The organism is Streptomyces sp. Xyl84 (assembly GCF_059731885.1).
Window position 1 is genome coordinate 359,034 of record NZ_AP029182.1, and the last position, 15,829, is coordinate 374,862.

At 73.6% G+C, this 15,829-nt stretch carries 13 protein-coding genes; 6 read left to right on the forward strand and 7 right to left on the reverse strand.

Translation table 11 applies throughout. From position 1 onward, the window contains the following. Positions 1-23: 23 nt before the first annotated feature. On the reverse strand, positions 24-722 hold the full coding sequence (gene snpA / locus AC6I72_RS01535; protein ID WP_497998842.1) for a snapalysin: 699 nt from the start codon (positions 720-722) through the stop codon (positions 24-26). Between the two features lie 186 nt (positions 723-908). Here snpA and AC6I72_RS01540 point away from each other — a divergent pair, with 186 nt between their 5' ends. Further along, positions 909-1,928 carry a LysR family transcriptional regulator gene (locus AC6I72_RS01540; protein ID WP_497998844.1) on the forward strand — a complete coding sequence of 340 codons (1,020 nt, stop codon included), beginning with the start codon at positions 909-911 and terminating at the stop codon, positions 1,926-1,928. A gap of 156 nt (positions 1,929-2,084) precedes the next feature. Here AC6I72_RS01540 and AC6I72_RS01545 read toward each other — a convergent pair whose 3' ends face one another. From AC6I72_RS01545 to AC6I72_RS01565, 5 genes are all read right to left on the reverse strand, one after another. Continuing rightward, complete coding sequence (locus tag AC6I72_RS01545; protein ID WP_497998845.1) at positions 2,085-3,188, reverse strand: terpene synthase family protein; 1,104 nt, start codon at positions 3,186-3,188, stop codon at positions 2,085-2,087. A 117-nt stretch (positions 3,189-3,305) separates the two neighbouring features. After that, positions 3,306-4,169 (reverse strand): ABC transporter permease, encoded by an 864-nt coding sequence (locus AC6I72_RS01550; protein WP_497998847.1) that lies wholly within the window; start codon positions 4,167-4,169, stop codon positions 3,306-3,308. Continuing rightward, entirely contained in the window at positions 4,166-4,771 is a 606-nt protein-coding gene (locus AC6I72_RS01555; RefSeq protein ID WP_497998849.1) for an ATP-binding cassette domain-containing protein, read from the reverse strand. The genes AC6I72_RS01550 and AC6I72_RS01555 overlap by 4 nt, the downstream gene beginning before the upstream one ends. 484 nt (positions 4,772-5,255) lie before the next feature. Further along, positions 5,256-5,618 (reverse strand): DUF1330 domain-containing protein, encoded by a 363-nt coding sequence (locus tag AC6I72_RS01560; protein WP_497998850.1) that lies wholly within the window; start codon positions 5,616-5,618, stop codon positions 5,256-5,258. Positions 5,619-5,859: 241 nt separating this feature from the next. Continuing rightward, positions 5,860-6,921 (reverse strand): ABC transporter permease, encoded by a 1,062-nt coding sequence (locus tag AC6I72_RS01565; protein WP_497998852.1) that lies wholly within the window; start codon positions 6,919-6,921, stop codon positions 5,860-5,862. A gap of 470 nt (positions 6,922-7,391) precedes the next feature. Here AC6I72_RS01565 and AC6I72_RS01570 point away from each other — a divergent pair, with 470 nt between their 5' ends. From AC6I72_RS01570 to AC6I72_RS01585, 4 genes are all read left to right on the forward strand, one after another. Further along, the gene (locus tag AC6I72_RS01570; RefSeq protein ID WP_497998853.1) at positions 7,392-8,813 is read left to right on the forward strand and encodes an amino acid permease; all 1,422 of its coding nucleotides are present in this window, start codon (positions 7,392-7,394) and stop codon (positions 8,811-8,813) included. 92 nt (positions 8,814-8,905) lie between these two features. Then, the gene (locus AC6I72_RS01575; RefSeq protein ID WP_497998855.1) at positions 8,906-10,312 is read left to right on the forward strand and encodes a nucleotide sugar dehydrogenase; all 1,407 of its coding nucleotides are present in this window, start codon (positions 8,906-8,908) and stop codon (positions 10,310-10,312) included. Further along, the gene (locus tag AC6I72_RS01580) at positions 10,309-11,844 is read left to right on the forward strand and encodes a glycosyltransferase family 2 protein (RefSeq protein WP_497998857.1); all 1,536 of its coding nucleotides are present in this window, start codon (positions 10,309-10,311) and stop codon (positions 11,842-11,844) included. Before AC6I72_RS01575 ends, AC6I72_RS01580 begins: the two co-directional genes overlap by 4 nt. 100 nt (positions 11,845-11,944) lie before the next feature. Next, positions 11,945-13,462 (forward strand): polysaccharide deacetylase family protein, encoded by a 1,518-nt coding sequence (locus AC6I72_RS01585; protein ID WP_497998859.1) that lies wholly within the window; start codon positions 11,945-11,947, stop codon positions 13,460-13,462. A 48-nt stretch (positions 13,463-13,510) separates the two neighbouring features. Here AC6I72_RS01585 and AC6I72_RS01590 read toward each other — a convergent pair whose 3' ends face one another. Beyond that, positions 13,511-14,338: an alpha/beta fold hydrolase gene (locus AC6I72_RS01590; protein WP_497998860.1), complete on the reverse strand. Its 828-nt coding sequence runs from the start codon at positions 14,336-14,338 to the stop codon at positions 13,511-13,513. 160 nt (positions 14,339-14,498) lie between these two features. Here AC6I72_RS01590 and AC6I72_RS01595 point away from each other — a divergent pair, with 160 nt between their 5' ends. Further along, complete coding sequence (locus tag AC6I72_RS01595; protein ID WP_497998861.1) at positions 14,499-15,788, forward strand: amidohydrolase; 1,290 nt, start codon at positions 14,499-14,501, stop codon at positions 15,786-15,788. Positions 15,789-15,829: the final 41 nt, after the last annotated feature.

A 15,829-nucleotide genomic window follows, 5' to 3' on the forward strand; every position in this document is an offset into this window, starting at 1 on the left:
GCGGGGCCGGCCGCCGCCGGGCGTCAGCGCACGCTGACGGCCTTCTCCAGCGCCTTGGCCAGACCGTTCGCCCACAGCTGGTTCACCCGGGAGCGTTCGGTGGAGTTCGGGTAGCGGTTGGTGCAGGACGGGCCGGGGCCGCCGCCCGACATCAACTCGCTGCACGGGCCGCTGTAGTGGTCCGGCAGCCCGAGCACGTGCCCGGTCTCGTGCGCGACGACACGGATCGAGTCGTACTGCTGGTTCTGCGAGTAGTCCAGGAAGATGTAGCCGCTGCCGTGGCCGTCGGTGGAGGCGTAGGACCCGTTCGACGGGTCGTTGCCCTCGTAGTAGGCGAAGTCGCCCTGGCCCGAGGTCGCCGCCAGCTTCACGTTCGAGACGGAGCTGTTCCAGATGGAGGCGGCGCTCGATATCTGCGAGCGGAAGCTCGGCGCCTGGGAGGCGTTGTAGTAGACGGTCACCGACTTGAGGTTCGGGTGGGCGGCCTGCTTCTCGGCGACCGACTTCAGCACGGCGTCGAAGAACGCCTGGTTGTCGGCGGCGTGCCCGGCCGAGCCCGTGTACCGGGCGACGGCGGTGGTGGAGGCGGCCGACCCGGTGTCCGGGGCCGCACTCGCCGGCATCGCGGTGCCCAGCGCGGCGGACGCCAGGCCGAGTCCGAGCGCGAGGGCCACGAGTCTCCTGGAGGACTTCGCGGACTTGGCGGTCGTGGAACGCGACATGATGGGGGGCTCCTACTCGTTCGATGTGGGGTGAACGATCGGTTGCGCACGAGTCTCGGGCAGGCCAACGCCCGCGGGATGATGGCAAGTGGGGATAGCGCGGAGCTATCGGGGGCCGACTCGTACGGTTCCGTAGGGGTTTGAACATCTGGTGCGGTCCGGCCGCACCGCCCTACGCTCCCCCTCATGGAGCTCGAGGTGAGGCACCTGCGCGTGCTCTGCGCCATCGCCGACACCGGCAGTCTGCACAGAGCGGCGCGCGAACTCGGCATGGCACAGCCCTCGTTGAGCACCCAGTTGCGCCGCATCGAGCACACGCTCGGCGGTCAGCTCTTCGTCCGCGCGCGCACCGGCTGCCGGCCCACACCGCTGGGACACGCGGTCCTGAGCCGGGCCCGGCCCCTGGTCACCGAACTGAGCGCGCTGGTCACCGAGACCCGCGCGGCCGCCGCCCGCGCGGTCGGCGGTCCCCGCCTGCGCATCGGCGCCACCGCGAGCCGCGCCCTGCCCGGCTGGCTGCGCCGGCTGCGTGCCCGTACGCCCCGGACCGAACCGACGCTGCAGATGGACGTCTCCGCGAACGCCCTGCTGGGCATGGTCGCCTCGGGCCGGCTCGACACGGCGTTCGTGCACGAGGTCGAGGGCAGTCCGCTGCGCGTGCCACCCGGTCTGCGCGTGCGGGTGCTGGTGGAGCGCGAGCCGCAGTTCGTCTGCCTGGCCGCCGACCATCCGGCGGCGGCGCGGCGCGAGGTGCGGCTGTGCGATCTCGCGGCGGACCGCTGGATGGTCGACTCGACGGTCGACGGCGAGTGGGACGCCCTGTGCCGGGTGCTGCGCGCGGCGGGACTGCAGCCCGACGTGCTGCACGGGGACTACCTCACCGCCTACTCCCTGGCGGCCACCGGGGAGGTGGTGACGGTCAGCCAGCCGACCGCGCTGCCCCGCGCGGACCTCGCCATCCGGCCGCTCCAGGGCGACCCGATCGGGGTGCGGCTGCTGCTCGTGGCCCGCGCGGAGGAGGAACTGGAGGGCAGTTACGCCGAGTTGGAGGAGGCGTACTGGGAGGCGGCCTTCCAGGCACCGGCGTACCGCGAGTGGCTGAGCCGCGCGGACGCCGCCCTCACCGCCGCGGCTCCCCCGCCCTCACCGAGTACGGCCGCACCGGCGGCCGGGGCCCCGGAGCGGGTCGCGCACCCCGCCCGGTGACACCCCCGCGGCCGGGCCGGCGCCGTCCGGCCAGTGGCTCGTCCCGCGTCGTCAGCCGGGTGATCGACGTGCCGCCCGGCATCAGCGGACTGTCTCCAGGACCTGGCTCTCGGAGGTGGGTGCGGGGCGTCGACCGAGTGCCGGACCGTGGGGTCTTCAGCGGTGGTCCCACCACCAGGAGATGCTCGGGTAGGGCAGGGGGCTGGTGTCGGTGGTCGACAGTGAGGGTGCCCAGCAGGAGGGTGTCCTGACGACGTCTTCCGGGGCCATGCGGGGTGCGGGTGGCGGGTTGTAGCGTCGCGCGCACAGGGTGACTTCGGTGTTGGCGATGATCAGCTGCCCGAGTCGGTCGATGAGGTAGTGCAGGGGCGGCGCGGCCGTGGGCAGCAGGCGCTCGCGCAGGCGGAGGAAGAGGAGCATCAGGCGGTCGCGCGTCTCGATCGCCGCGGTGACGGCCTGGTCGAAGGAGAGTCCGCGGGTGGCTTGCAGGACGCCCACGAAGTTCGGGGAGGTCTGCCCTTCTGCTTTTTCCTTGTGGTAGGAGACGACATCGTTCTCCACTCCGACGAGCAGAGTCGTGCAGCCGATCAGGGCCCGGACCGCCGGTGCGTTCCAGTCCTCGTCCGGGATGGGAGCGGGGCCGCACATCTCGATCATCGTGGCGTACGCGTAACCTCCGACGTCGTGAATGCGCAGGGCGAGGTATTCGTCTTCGTCGGGTTCGTCCATGTGGATCTTGTGCACGCCGCTGGTGAGGATGCACCTGAGTCCGGTGCTCACGCGGGCCACCTGTGTGGGTGTGCACTCCGCGCGCAGTTGCTCCATCACGTCATGGATCGCCGCGGTGAGGGGGACTGCGTTCTCCGGTACTCGGTATCCCGGAGATTCCATCACGTGCATGATCTGGCTCACGAGTCGGATGACTTCGCCGGACCGGCTGCGGGCCTCCGGGTGGTCGAGCACATCGTCGTCGATGGCGAACGACCATTCCAGCAGGCAGCCGATGGCGTGGAGCACTCCCTCACTGGTCTCGGGGGTGGAGAACCTCCCGAGGCACCAGCCCATGGCGATTCCGGCATCGGAGTGGGGTTCTGTGACCGGTTCGGTCCACCCGTACGACGCCTTCCACACTTGGGCCCGGGCCGCGACGTCCCTGGGGACGTGGGAGGGCTGCGGCATCGGCAAGGGGTAGTGGAAGCGCGGCCGTGGACCCCGCTGGGCCGGAATCGCCGTCTGGTCCACGCCTGATGTGCTGCTCATGCATGCTCCTTCGTCGGTGCGGAGTCGCGGGGGTGAGGGCCTGAATGCGTGCCCGCACTGCGACCAGCCGGAGACGGCGTTGATGCCGCCCGCCCGGGTGAGTGCGGCGGACACCAGTCACGGGGAGCCCGGCGCGGAGTTCTCGCTGGTGCCCGCTGGGCGCCGGGGGGACACGGCGCCGCGTGGTTCCGCGGTCGCGGACCAGTCGTGACGGCCCGGCCGGGGCAGGGCGTTGCGGGTGCGGTGGTGGAAGGCCAGCAGCCCCAGGAACGCGGCCGCGACGCACCACAGCAGCTGCACAGCGAGGTACGCGGGCACGGAGGTGGCGGAGAACCCGGCCGCAGTGGCGGCCTGGACCGAGCCGTAGGTAGGCAGCAGGCGTGTCAGCGGGCTTCCGGCGCCGGAGCTGACCATGGGATTTTGCAGGGCGACGTCGATGACGCTGGTCATCACCAAGGCGAACATGCCCTCGACCTCACGGCGCAGCAGGGAGCCGAGGACCACGCCGATGGCTCCGTAGGTCAGCGCGGCGCAGAACAGTGCGGCGGCAAGCAGGAAAGGCTGTTTCGGTGTCCAGGCGATGCACATGGCCGCGGTGGCGTAGGCGGCGAGAAGGGCGGAGGCGAGCATCAGGGAACCGGCCTTGGCCAGGACGAGATGGGTGCGGGGGTAGCCCGCCATGGCCAGGCGCCGGTCGAAGCGCCCGCCGGAGAAGGTCGACGCGAACATCATGAACCCGGTCACCAGGGTGACGGCGTTGAGGGCACCGGTGATCTGCGTCAGTTCATTGCCGGCAGGCGCCAGCTTCTCCCCGGTGGAGGCCAGCTGGAACGGGGCCGCTCTGCCGGGAATGGTGAGGTAGACCAGGCCGGCCCAGGTGGGGACGAAGAAGACGACCAGCAGCATGGCGAACCGGTTACGGGCGTGCTCGATGAGGTCGTACCGGGTGGCTGTCGTGAACAGGTTCAGGTGTCTCCTCATGCCGCTGCCGTCGTCTCCGGGCGCAGCGTGCCCGCCTCCAGACGCCACAGCTCGTCGAGGCGTTCGGTGTCGTAGGCCAGATGGGAGACGACCAGGACGGAGCGGCCGGCGTCGCGCAGTCGGGCGGCCAGTTCCCAGAACCGCTGGTAGGTGTCCCAGTCGAAACCCTGGTACGGCTCGTCCAGCAGCAGAACCTGCGGGTCGTGCATGATCGCGAGCGTGAGGTTCAGCTTCTGCCGGGTCCCGCCGCTGAGCACCCCGGCGCGCACATCGGCGTACTCGGAGAACCGCAAAGCCTCCATGACCCTCTCGGCATGACGCAGATCGTCCAGCGCGAGGGCCGTCCTGAAGAACTCCAGGTGCTGCCGGACGGTCAGGGCATCGTTGAGGACCACGTCCTGCGGACAGTAGCCAAAACGCCCCCGGTGACGCACCGCGCCACGATCCGCCCGCAGTTCACCGGCAAGGATCTTCAGCAGGGTCGTCTTGCCCGTGCCGTTCTCGCCGACGATCCCGGCCAGCACACCGGCACCGAGGTCCAGGTCGACACCCCGGAGGACCACCCGTCGGCGGTAGGCGTGTCGTACCCCTCTCACCTCCACCGCGCCGCCCCCACCCCATCCAGAAAGTACTGATGCCATGTCATCTGGAAATTTGACGGCACGGACACGGCCTGGCCCACAGCCTCATCGCCAAACCGCTCGAAACGGTGAAACAGACGCACCACGTAGCTCGATCCGTCGCGTGACTGCACCTGCGTCGGGACCAGCTCTGCCACGAGTGCCTGACACGGACTGACGGCCGGGGTCCGCAGTTCTGCCGGCGCGACCAGGCACGAGGTCGGATCACTGCCGGGGGCGTGCGCTGATCCGAGCGCCTGATCACGTGGGTGAACGTGTTCGCGAACCGCGGCCGGACCGCCGTCCGCGCGCGAGTTCTCGCCCCGGCACCGTCAGGATTCCGCGGCCCCGTGCGGGCGTTTCGCCAGCGGATGCAGGCGGCGACGGCGGCGCTCTGCTCCTGGTGGGTGCGGTGGCCGGTGCCGTTCGGCGGGAAGCAGCGCAACAATGCTCGTGATCAATACACCTAGCTCCGGGCCGGTCCCCCGGCGGCCATGGCCTCGCGCATCGCCTGCGCGGTGCCGGCCGGGTCGTAGTCCTCGGGAACGCCCGGGACCAGGATCAGGTCGCCCTCGATGTGGCGGGAGCGCAGGGGTGCGATCTCCTGGTAGGCGGGCGAGTCCCACCAGGCCCTGGCCTCGGCGATCCCGGGGAACCCGATGACGACGACGTGACCGGGCCAGGCGCCCTCCTTCACCTCGTGCTGCGTGGCGTGCACCAGGAAGCGGCCGCCGTACGGCGCGAAGGTGGCGGTGATCCGCTCGATGTACTCGGCGATGTCCGGGTGCGGGGCGGCGTCGCGCAGGTGGGCGATGGCGTAGGCGGTCATGGCGTCCTCCGGTCGGTCGGCCCTGCGGGCTGTGCTGTGTACGGCCACGATCCTCGCACCGGGGCGGAGCGGGGTCGATGACCCGTCAGGTAAGCGGCGCACCGGGCGGCCGGTCCGCCGGCCAGCCGCGTGTGCCGGTTCCGGGCCGCCGGCCTCTCCCGTGCACCGGATCCGGGCCGTCAGCCGGCCGCGTGTCCCGGTCCCGGGCCGCCGGCCGCTCCCACGCACCGGATCCGGGCCGTCAGCCGGCCGCGTGTGCCGGGCGCGCCTGGCGGCCGCCGGGGTGGCGGTGGCGCCAGCCCCAGAAGACGGCGCAGGAGACGACGGCCCAGGCCGCGAGGACGAGGAAGGGGAAGGCGTGCTGGTGTCCGGCGAAGTAGACGGCGGTGTGCTGGGCGTTCACCGAGGCGCCCGGCGGCAGCCAGCGGCCGATCTGGCCGAGGGGCGAGGGCAGGAGGGGCCAGGAGACCGCGCCGCCGGAGGAGGGGTTGCCCAGCAGCACCATCAGCCCCCACGTCGGCAGCATGGCCCAGCGCCCGAAGAGGGTGTTGAACATGGTGAAGACCATGCCGGAGGCGAACATGGTCAGCGCCAGGATCAGCCAGGACTCGACGAACGGCAGGTTCAGGGCGCCGAGCATCCAGTCCACCACCGCCGCGATCACGAAGCCGCCGAGCAGGGCGTAGCCCACGGTGAAGGCGATGCGCTCCAGGGGGTTCAGCGCCCGGGCGTGGACACTGAGCTGGATGGCGCCGACGAAGCCGATGATCACGGCGGCGAGCGAGATGTAGAAGATCGCGAGGCCGCGCGGGTCGCCGTGCTGGAGCGGGTTGAGATCGCGGACGGTCACGGGGATGCCGGTGGCCCGGCCCACCTGCTGCGCCGATTCCGTCAGGACCTGGGCGACGGTCGCGCCCGAGGCGCCGGACACGTCGAGGACGACGGGCCCGCCGCCGGTGGGGACCTCCAGCACGGCGAACACCTTCTGGTCGTCCACGGCCGTCCGGGCCGCGGGCAGGCTGCCGTAGGGGCGCAGCTTCAGCGAGGCGGCGAGCGCCTCCTCCATGCCGGTGATGAAGCGCCGGCCCTTCGGCTGGTCGTAGGCGCCGACGACCGCGGTGGGGATGGTGTGCGGCGTGGGGTTGGCCATGGCGTACGTGTAGGAGCCGGCGAAGAGCCCGGCCGCGGCGGCGAGGATCAGTGCGAGGACGGTCGCGGGCAGGAAGGGGGACTTCCGGAAGGCGGCCCAGCGCTCTCCGGGTGTGGGCGGACGACCGTGCTCACCGTGCGGCAGTTCGGACATGGCGACCACGCTAGGTCATACCGCCACCACTCCTCTCGCCGAGCGCGCCCGGCCCGCCCTCCTGAGCGCACCGCTGGAGGCGGCCCGCCCTTCTCGGGCCCCGGAGGCGACCCGTGCCTCCGGGGGCACGTCTGGAGACGGCCCGCACTTCGCGGCCGGGCGCGCCCCGGGAGACCGCCCGCACTGCCGGGGCGCTTTTTGAGGCGGCCCGCACCTCTGGGCGCACGTCCGGGGGCCGCGCCGCGCCTCCGCCTACGTCCCGGCGGCGGCCCGCGCTTCATTTCCGAGCGCCCCCCGGGAAGCCCTCCCGTACGATTCCCGCCCCGAAGTGCGCTGGGGTGCACTTTTTCCGGCACCAGACGGGCTCATACCGGACAAACCCGTGTGATTTGGAGGAAGGCCCGATCCTGCCCGACCATGGGGCGTGCCCGGCGATCCCGGGCGCTGTCCGACGAGAGGCGCACCACCCCATGCACGTCCCCGGGACCGCCCCGCAGCCGGCTACGGCCCCTGGGGAGAACCCCACGGCCGCCGCCGGCCCTGCCGGGAACACCCCCGCCGGCGCACCGGACCCCGCCGCCGGCAGGCACGCCCGCCGCTTCGGGCTGCCCGTCGCCACCGCCCTGGTCATGGGCAACATCATCGGCGGCGGGATCTTCCTGCTCCCGGCGTCCGTCGCCCCCTTCGGCACGGTCAGCCTGGTCGCCTTCGGCGTCCTGACCGTCGGCGCCATCGCGCTCGCGCTGGTCTTCGGACGGCTCGCCCAGCGCGATCCGCGCACCGGCGGCCCCTACGTCTACGCCCGTGAGGCCTTCGGCGACTTCGCCGGCTTCCTGGCCGCCTGGGCGTACTGGATCACCACCTGGGTGTCGAACGCCGCGCTCGCCGTGGCCGCCGTCGGCTACCTCGACGTGCTGATCCCGGTGAACGGCCACCGGTGGAGCGCCTGCCTGGCCGCGCTCACCATCCAGTGGCTGCCCGCGCTCGCCAACTTCGCGGGCACCCGGTACGTGGGCGCCGTGCAGGTCGTCTCGACGGTGCTGAAGTTCGTGCCGCTGCTGCTGGTCGCGGTCGGCGGGCTGTTCTTCTTCGACCCGCACAACCTGGGCCCCTTCAACGCGAGCGGCACCAGCGCGGTCGGCGCCGTCTCCGCCTCCGCGGCGATCCTGCTCTTCTCCTACCTCGGCGTGGAGTCCGCCGCCGTCAGCGCGGGCGAGGTGCGCAACCCTCGGCGCAACGTCGGACGGGCCACCGTCATCGGCACCGCCGGCGCGGCCCTCGTCTATCTGCTGGGCACGCTGTCCGTCTTCGGCACGGTCGCGCACAGCCGGCTGGTCGGGTCCTCGGCGCCCTTCTCGGACGCCGTGAACGCCATGTTCGGCGGCGCCTGGGGCGGCTGGGCCGTCGCGCTCGCCGCGCTGGTGTCGATGACCGGCTGCCTCAACGGCTGGACGCTGCTGAGCGCCCAGACGCCGTACGCCGCCGCTCAGGACGGCCTCTTCCCCGCGGCCTTCGCGCGGCGGCGGCGCGGGGTGCCGACCGTCGGCGTCGGCGTCACCGTCGTCCTCGCCTCCCTGCTCACCGTCTACAACTACACCTCGGGTTCGGCCAAGGTGTTCCAGGTCCTCGTCCTGGTCACCACGTTCACCGCGACCGTGCCCTACCTGCTGGCCACCGCGGCGCAGATCTTCCACCTGGTCTCCGGGCGCCGCCACCTGGTGGACCGGGCGCGTCTGGTGCGGGACTCCGTGGTGGCGGCGGTCGCGGCGGCCTTCTCGATGTGGCTGGTGGCGGGCGCGGGCTACGCGGCCGTGTACCAGGGGGTGCTGTTCCTGTTCGTCGGCGTCCTGGTGTACGCGGTGATGGCGGCCCGGCGGACCAGGACCCCGTGAGGACGGCCGCCGCACCGCCGACGGGGTGAAGCCGACGGGAGCGGGCGTGGTGGCGTCGGCATTCCGAGGCGAAGATCGTTATGTATCACGGTGTGACGATCGCGGCCCATCTCGACGAGTCCGGCATCCCCTTCCCGACCGGTCCGGCCCGGCGGCCCCTGCCCCGGCCGGCGCCGCGGCCCCCTGCCCCGCGCTGGCTGCAGCGTCCGCCGGCCGCGTCCGGCGGGCCGCCGCTGAGCGGGGTCACCGTCGCCGTGGTCGGGCTCGGCTACGTCGGGCTGCCCCTGGCGCTCGGCCTGTGGGAGGCCGGCGCCCGGATCATCGGCGTCGACCGCAGCGAGGAACGGCTCGCCGACATCCACGCCGGACGCGTGGACGTCCTGCCCGCCCAGCAGGCGGCACTGGCGTGCGCCGAACGCGACGCCGCCTTCGCCCTCACCGCGCGGCCCGACTCCCTCGGCGAGGCGGACGCCGTGCTGGTCTGCGTGCCGACGCCGGTCGCCGCCGACCGCACCCCCGACCTGGGCCCGCTGCGCCGGGCGTGCGCGGACGTCGTGGAGCGGGCCCGCGAGGGGCAGCTGATCGTGCTGACCTCGACGAGTTACCCGGGCACCACCCGTGACCTGCTGATCGAGCCGCTCGCGGCGCGCGGGCTCACCCCCGAGGAAGAGGTGCTGGTCGCCTTCGCGCCGGAGCGCATCGACCCCGGCAACGCCGGGCACGCCCCCGAGGGCACCCCGCGGGTGGTCGGCGGGGCGGGTCCGGTCAGCGCGCGGGCGGCGGCGGCCCTGCTCGCCCCGACCGCCGCACGCGTCCACCTGGCCCCCGGTCCCGAGGCCGCCGAGATGGCCAAGCTGTGGGAGAACACGTTCCGGGCGGTGAACATCGCCCTGGCCAACGAACTCTCCGACGCGTGCGTCGCCCTCGGCCTGTCCCCGCTGGACGTGCTCGACGCCGCGGCCACCAAGCCGTACGGCTTCATGCCGTTCCGCCCCGGTCCGGGCGCGGGCGGGCACTGCATCCCCTGCGATCCGCACTACCTGCTGGCCCGGCTGCCCCGGGGCGCCGAGGACGCCCCGCTGACGGGCGCCGCCATGTCCGCGCTCCACGAGCGGCCCGCGCAGGTGGTCCGCACGGCCCTGCGGACGCTCGGCGCCGACGGCGTCGCACCCGAGCGGGCCAGGGTGCTGGTCCTGGGCGCGGCCTACAAACCGGGGGTGAGTGACGTGCGGGAGAGCCCCGCGCTGCGCATCCTCGGGCTGCTGGCCGCCGAGGGCGTCCAGGTCGCCTACAGCGATCCCCGCGTCCCGGTGCTGGCGCTGGCGGACGGCTCCGTGCTGCACTGCGTGACGGCGCCGCAGGAGCAGCACTGGGACCTGGTGATCGTGCACACGGTCCAGCCCGGTACCGACCTGGCCTGGCTCGACGAAGGACACCGGGTGCTCGACCCGGGCTTCCACCGCCGCGCCGCCGCACCCGTCGCGGGGGTGACGCCGTGAACGGCCCGGCCGCCCTCGGCCGGGCGACGGCCGCCCCGCCCGGGGACGCCGCCGACGACCTCCGCCGTCTGCTTCCCCCCGCGGCCACGTCCCCCGAGGGCTCCGCCCTGCGACGCACGGTCTCGGCCCGCCTGGGGGCTCCGCTGCGCAGGGCGGAGCGGCCCGTGCGGCACGGCCTGGTCCGTCTGCTGACCCTGACGGCGCTGTCGCCGCTGCTGCTCCTGCTGGCGGGGCGCGCGGTGCGCCTGCCGCACGGCACGGGCGTCACCGCCCTGTACGGGGTGGCCGTCCTGACCGGCACCCTCTGCCTGCTCTACTTCGCCTACACCCGCTACGACGACCCCGCGGTGTGCGAGATGCGTTCCCGCGCGCCGGGGCACGCGGACTTCCCGGCGCTGCCCGAGCGGCCGAAGGTCACCTTCCTGCTCGCCGTCAAGGACGAGGCCGGGCACGTGGAGGCGTGCGTGCGGTCGATGGCCGCCTCCGACTACCCGCACCTGGAGATCGTCGTCGTCGACGACGGCTCGCGGGACGGCACCGGGGACGTCCTCGATGCCCTGGCCGGGGAACTCGGCATCACGGTCCTGCGCCTGGAGCACAACGTCGGCAAGAAGGCCGCGCTGGTGCGCGCCTGCGCCCACGCCGACGGTGACGTCCTGGTGTTCACCGACTCCGACTGCCTGCTCGCCCCCGACGCCGTACGCCTGTGCGTCGAGGCCATGGTCCGCCATCGCGACCTGGGCGCGGTCAGCGGTCACTGCCGCGCGCTCAACACCTCCTCCGGGCTGCTCGCCCGGATCCAGGACGTCTGGTACGAGGGGCAGTTCCGGGTGGCCAAGGCGGCCGAGTCGGCGTTCGGTTCGGTGTGCTGCGTCTCCGGTCCGCTGGCCGCCTTCCGCCGGGAGGCCGTGGTCAACTACCTGCCGGCCTGGGCCGAGGACCGGTTCCTGCGGGCACCGTTCCGCTTCGCCACCGACCGGCAGCTCACCGGCTACGTACTGGGCCAGGCGTGGTGCGGGCAGGCCCTCAAGCGGCGGCACGCCGGCTCCCCCTTCGTCCGCGACGAGGACCATCCCGAGCGGCGCTGGCAGGTCGGGTACAGCCGGGCGGCCAGGGTGTGGACCCAGGTGCCGGCGCGCTGGGGTCCTTTCCTGCGCCAGCAGATCCGCTGGAAGAAGAGCTTCCTGCGCAACCTCTGCTTCACCGGCCGGTTCATGTGGCGGCGCGGCCTCGCGCCGGCCACCTTGTACTACGGACGCGCCCTGTGGGTGCTGGCCGCGCCCGCGCTGGTCGCCTACCACCTGCTGTGGGCGCCCGCGCACCGCACGCTCGCGCTGAGCGCGCTGTACCTGGCCGGAGTCCTCCTCAAGGGCTGCCTGTGGGGACTCGCCTACCGGCTGGACAACCCCGGTGACCGCCGCTGGCGCTACCGGCCGCTGATGAGCCTGCTGTCGTGCTGCGTGCTGGCCTGGCTGCTGCCGTACGCGGCGCTCACGCTGCGCCGCGGCACCTGGACGAGGAGCCCCGTGTGAGGAAGCCGCTGCCGGCCCTGGGCCGGCTGACCACCACCGTGCTGACCCTGGCCTGTGTGGCGCTGCTGTACTACGCCGTCCTGACCAGGGGACGCCCGCTGTGACGGCCACCGGACGGCCCGGCCGCTGCCGTTCCCTGCGCCGCGCCCTGCTCAAGGGCCTGCTGGGCACGCTGAGCGCCGGCGTCCTCAGCGCCCCGTTCGCCGTCGCCTGGCGCTACGGGGACCACGGGCCGGCCGGTGTCTCCGCGCAGGCCGAGCCGCCGGCCGGCCCGGACGACGCCCGGCCCGCGGCCCTGCCCCCCGGGCCCGGCGCGGCGCCGGTCGTGCTCACCTACCACGACGTCGCGCCGCACCCGAGGAGCCGCTACGCCGTCACCCCCGAGCGGTTCGCGGCCCAGCTGACCGCCCTGCGCGCCGCCGGCTACCGCACCCTGTCCACCGCCGAGTTCACCGGCTTCCTGGCCACCGGCCGCACCCCGGCCCCGCGCACCGTCTACCTCACCTTCGACGACGGGACCCGCGGCCTGTGGAGATACGCCGACCCGATCCTGGCCCGCCACCGGATGACGGCGGCGGCCTACCTCATCACGGGGGCCGTGGGCACCCACCGCCCGTACTACCTGTCCTGGCCGGAGGTGCGGCGGATGGCGGACTCGGGCCGCTGGGACTTCCAGGACCACACCCACCTCAGTCACCGGCGCGCGCCGGTCGACGCCACCGGCCGCCTCGGCTCCGTGCTCGCCCACCGGCTGTGGCGGCCGGAGCTGCGGCGCACGGAGACACCCGCCGAGTACCGGGAGCGGGTCCGCCGCGACCTCGGACAGTCGCTGGCGGCCTTCCGCGACCACGGCCTGCCCGCGCCACGCCTGTTCGCCCACCCCTTCTCGGAATCCGCCGAACAGCACAACGAGGTGCTGCGGCAACTGCTGCGCGAGCACTTCACGGCCGCCCTGACCAACACGGCCTCCCCCCCGCTGCCGCCCGGCAGGCGGGCGGCGGCCGCCGGCCAGGTGCAGCGTCTGGAGGTCCTGGGGAGGACGACGCCGGACGAACTGCTGCGCCTGATCGGCTCCTGGCGCACCGCCGTGCCGGGCGACGTGCCCGACCCGCTCGGCCACAAGAAGCTGTGGGAGTCCGCGGGCGGCCCGCCCGGCACCCGCCTCGACGCGCTGACCGGGCACGGCCCGCTCCGGGGCACGTACGCGGCGGCCTCCTACCGGCCCGTCGCCACGGCGGACTGGCGCTCGTACCAGGTGCAGGTCACCGCCGACCGGCTGGAGGGCACCCGGGACAGCGTGTCCGTGACCGTGCGCGACGGCAGCGCGTACCCGTGCGTCCTCACGGTCGGTGCCCGCACGGTGCGGACGACCGAGCGGATCCCGGGCGCCCCGGCCCGTACGACGGTGCGCCGGCTGGCGTCCGCCGGGGCGCACCGGGTCCGGCTGGAGGTGTCGCCCGCGGCCGTCACCGTCACGGTGGACGGCGCGGTGACGTTCACCCGGCCGGCGCCCTCGCGGGACGCGGGCCTCACCGGCGGCGGCGTCGCGCTGGCCGTGCGCAACGAGGACCCCGGGCGGCCGTGGCCCCGGGTGGCCGCGCTGCGGATCCTGCCGTGAGGGGCGCGGACCGGCCCGCTTGCCGGCGTCCGGTCCCGGCGCCCGGTCTCAGCGCCCGAGAAATTCGAGCAGGTCCTGGTTGAAGCGCTGCTTGTCACCGTCGACCATGGCGATGCCGTGGCTGCCGCCCTCGTAGATCTTCAGTTCGGCGCCGGGGACGAGCTGCGCGGCCTTGCGGCCGGTGGCGTCGAGGGGCACGACCTGGTCGTCGTCGCCGTGCACGACCAGGGTGGGCACGTCGAACCTCTTCAGGTCCTCGTGGAAGGGCGTGGTGCCGAAGGCGTCGACGCAGGCGACCGCGCCCTCGATGGTCTGGGCCATGGCCATGTACCAGAAGGCGTCCCGGTTGCCCTGGGTGACCTTGTTGCCCGCGCGGTTCGCGGAGAAGAAGCCCTCGGCGGTGTCCTTCCAGAACTGTGAACGCTCCTTGAGGATGCCGGCCTTGATGTCGTCGAAGACGCTCTGCGGGACCCCCTCGGGGTTCTCGGGACCCTGCAGCATCAGCGGTGTGATGGCAGACAGGAGCACGGCCGAGCGCACCCGTCCGGTGCCGTGCCGGCCGATGTACCGGGCGAGTTCACCGCCGCCCATGGAGTGCGCGACCAGCGTGACGTCGCGCAGGTCGAGGTGGGTGAGCAGGTCGTCGAGGTCGTCGGCGAACGTGTCGAAGTCGTAGCCGTCGTAGACCGGGGTGGAGCGGCCGTGGCCGCGGCGGTCGTGGGCGACGGCCCGGTACCCGGCGTCGGCGACCGCCTTGAGCTGGTCGTACCAGGCGTCGCCGTTCAACGGCCAGCCGTGGATGAACACCACGGGCCGGCCGCGGCCCCAGTCCTTGTAGAAGATCTCGACACCGTCTCGCGTGCTGCACACGGGCATGCCCGACACCTTTCGCCGCTCTGGCCCCCCGTCCATCGTCCCCGCCCCCGCGGGCACCGCAATTCGACGGCCCGTGACCGGCGGGACCGGGCGCTGGCTATGGTGACCGAGCGGTACGTCCCGGCGGCGGCGCCGGCCGCGAGCACCGGAAGGTGGCACGATGCCCAGCAGTGCGTCCCCGCACCCCGACGTCCACGAGGTCCCCGACTTCCGGGATCTCGCCGGTCTCTACCGCGACCTCCACGCGCACCCCGAACTCGCCTTCTGCGAACACCGCACCGCGCAGATCGTGGCGGAGCGGCTGCGGGCCACCGGGTACGAGACCACCAGCGGCGTCGGCGGCACGGGCGTCGTCGGCGTCCTGCGCAACGGCGACGGGCCCACGGTGGCGCTGCGCGCCGACATGGACGCGCTGCCGGTGGAGGAGCGGACCGGCCTGCCCTACGCGAGCACCGCGCGGGCGGCCGACGGCGACGGCAACGCCGTGCCCCTGATGCACGCCTGCGGCCACGACATGCACGTCAGCTGTCTGCTGGGCGCCGCGGCGCGGCTCGCGGCGGCCCGCTCCGCGTGGCGCGGCACACTGCTGCTGGTGTTCCAGCCCGCGGAGGAGGTCGGCCGGGGCGCCGGTGCGATGATCGACGACGGTCTCTTCGAGCGGTTCGCCCGCCCCGACGTCGTGCTCGGCCAGCACGTCGCACCGCTGCCCGCGGGACACGTCGGGCTGCACGGCGGCCCGTCGTTCGCCGCCTCCGACTCCCTGCGCGTGGTCCTGCACGGCAGCGGGGGTCACGGTTCGCGGCCCGAGGCGTGCGTCGACCCGGTCCTCATGGCCGCCGCGACGGTCCTGCGCCTGCAGGGCATCGTCGCCCGCGAGGTCGCCGGCACCTCCACGGCGGTGGTCACCGTGGGCGCCCTGCACGCCGGGAACAAGCCCAACGTCATCGCGGACCGCGCGGAACTCCTGCTGACGGTACGCACCTTCGAGCCCGCGGTACGGACGTCCGTGCTGCGGGCCGTGGAACGGATCGTACGGGCCGAGGCCGCCGCCTCCGGCGCACCCCGCGATCCGGAGATCACCGTCACCGAGTCGTTCCCGGCGGTCGTCAACGACCCGGGGGCGTCCGAGCGGACGCGGCGGACGCTCGCCGAAGTGCTGGGCGGGGCACGGGTGGTGGACCCCGGGCCCGCGACCGGCAGCGAGGACGTCGGCATGCTGGCGGAGGCCGCCGGGGCCCCGTGCGTCTACTGGCTGCTGGGCGGTGCCGACCCGGCGGACTTCGCCGCGGTCCGCACCCCCGAGGACTTCTCCCGGGTGGCCCGGGCCCTGCCGTCCAACCACTCTCCGCTGTTCGCCCCGGTCGTCGGGCCGACGCTGCGTACGGGCGTCACGGCGCTCACCGCCGCCGCCCGGTCCTGGCTGGGCCGGACGGACGCCACGGACGGGTGAGCCGCCCCGCGCCCCGCCCCACCGCCCTCGGCCCCGGCGGA

Coding starts and splice junctions, on each gene's coding strand:
- snpA (WP_497998842.1), bottom strand. CDS start 722: ATGTCGCGTTCCACGACCGCCAAGTCCGCGAAGTCCTCCAGGAGACTC.
- AC6I72_RS01540 (WP_497998844.1), top strand. CDS start 909: ATGGAGCTCGAGGTGAGGCACCTGCGCGTGCTCTGCGCCATCGCCGAC.
- AC6I72_RS01545 (WP_497998845.1), bottom strand. CDS start 3,188: ATGAGCAGCACATCAGGCGTGGACCAGACGGCGATTCCGGCCCAGCGG.
- AC6I72_RS01550 (WP_497998847.1), bottom strand. CDS start 4,169: ATGAGGAGACACCTGAACCTGTTCACGACAGCCACCCGGTACGACCTC.
- AC6I72_RS01560 (WP_497998850.1), bottom strand. CDS start 5,618: ATGACCGCCTACGCCATCGCCCACCTGCGCGACGCCGCCCCGCACCCG.
- AC6I72_RS01565 (WP_497998852.1), bottom strand. CDS start 6,921: ATGTCCGAACTGCCGCACGGTGAGCACGGTCGTCCGCCCACACCCGGA.
- AC6I72_RS01570 (WP_497998853.1), top strand. CDS start 7,392: ATGCACGTCCCCGGGACCGCCCCGCAGCCGGCTACGGCCCCTGGGGAG.
- AC6I72_RS01590 (WP_497998860.1), bottom strand. CDS start 14,338: ATGCCCGTGTGCAGCACGCGAGACGGTGTCGAGATCTTCTACAAGGAC.
- AC6I72_RS01595 (WP_497998861.1), top strand. CDS start 14,499: ATGCCCAGCAGTGCGTCCCCGCACCCCGACGTCCACGAGGTCCCCGAC.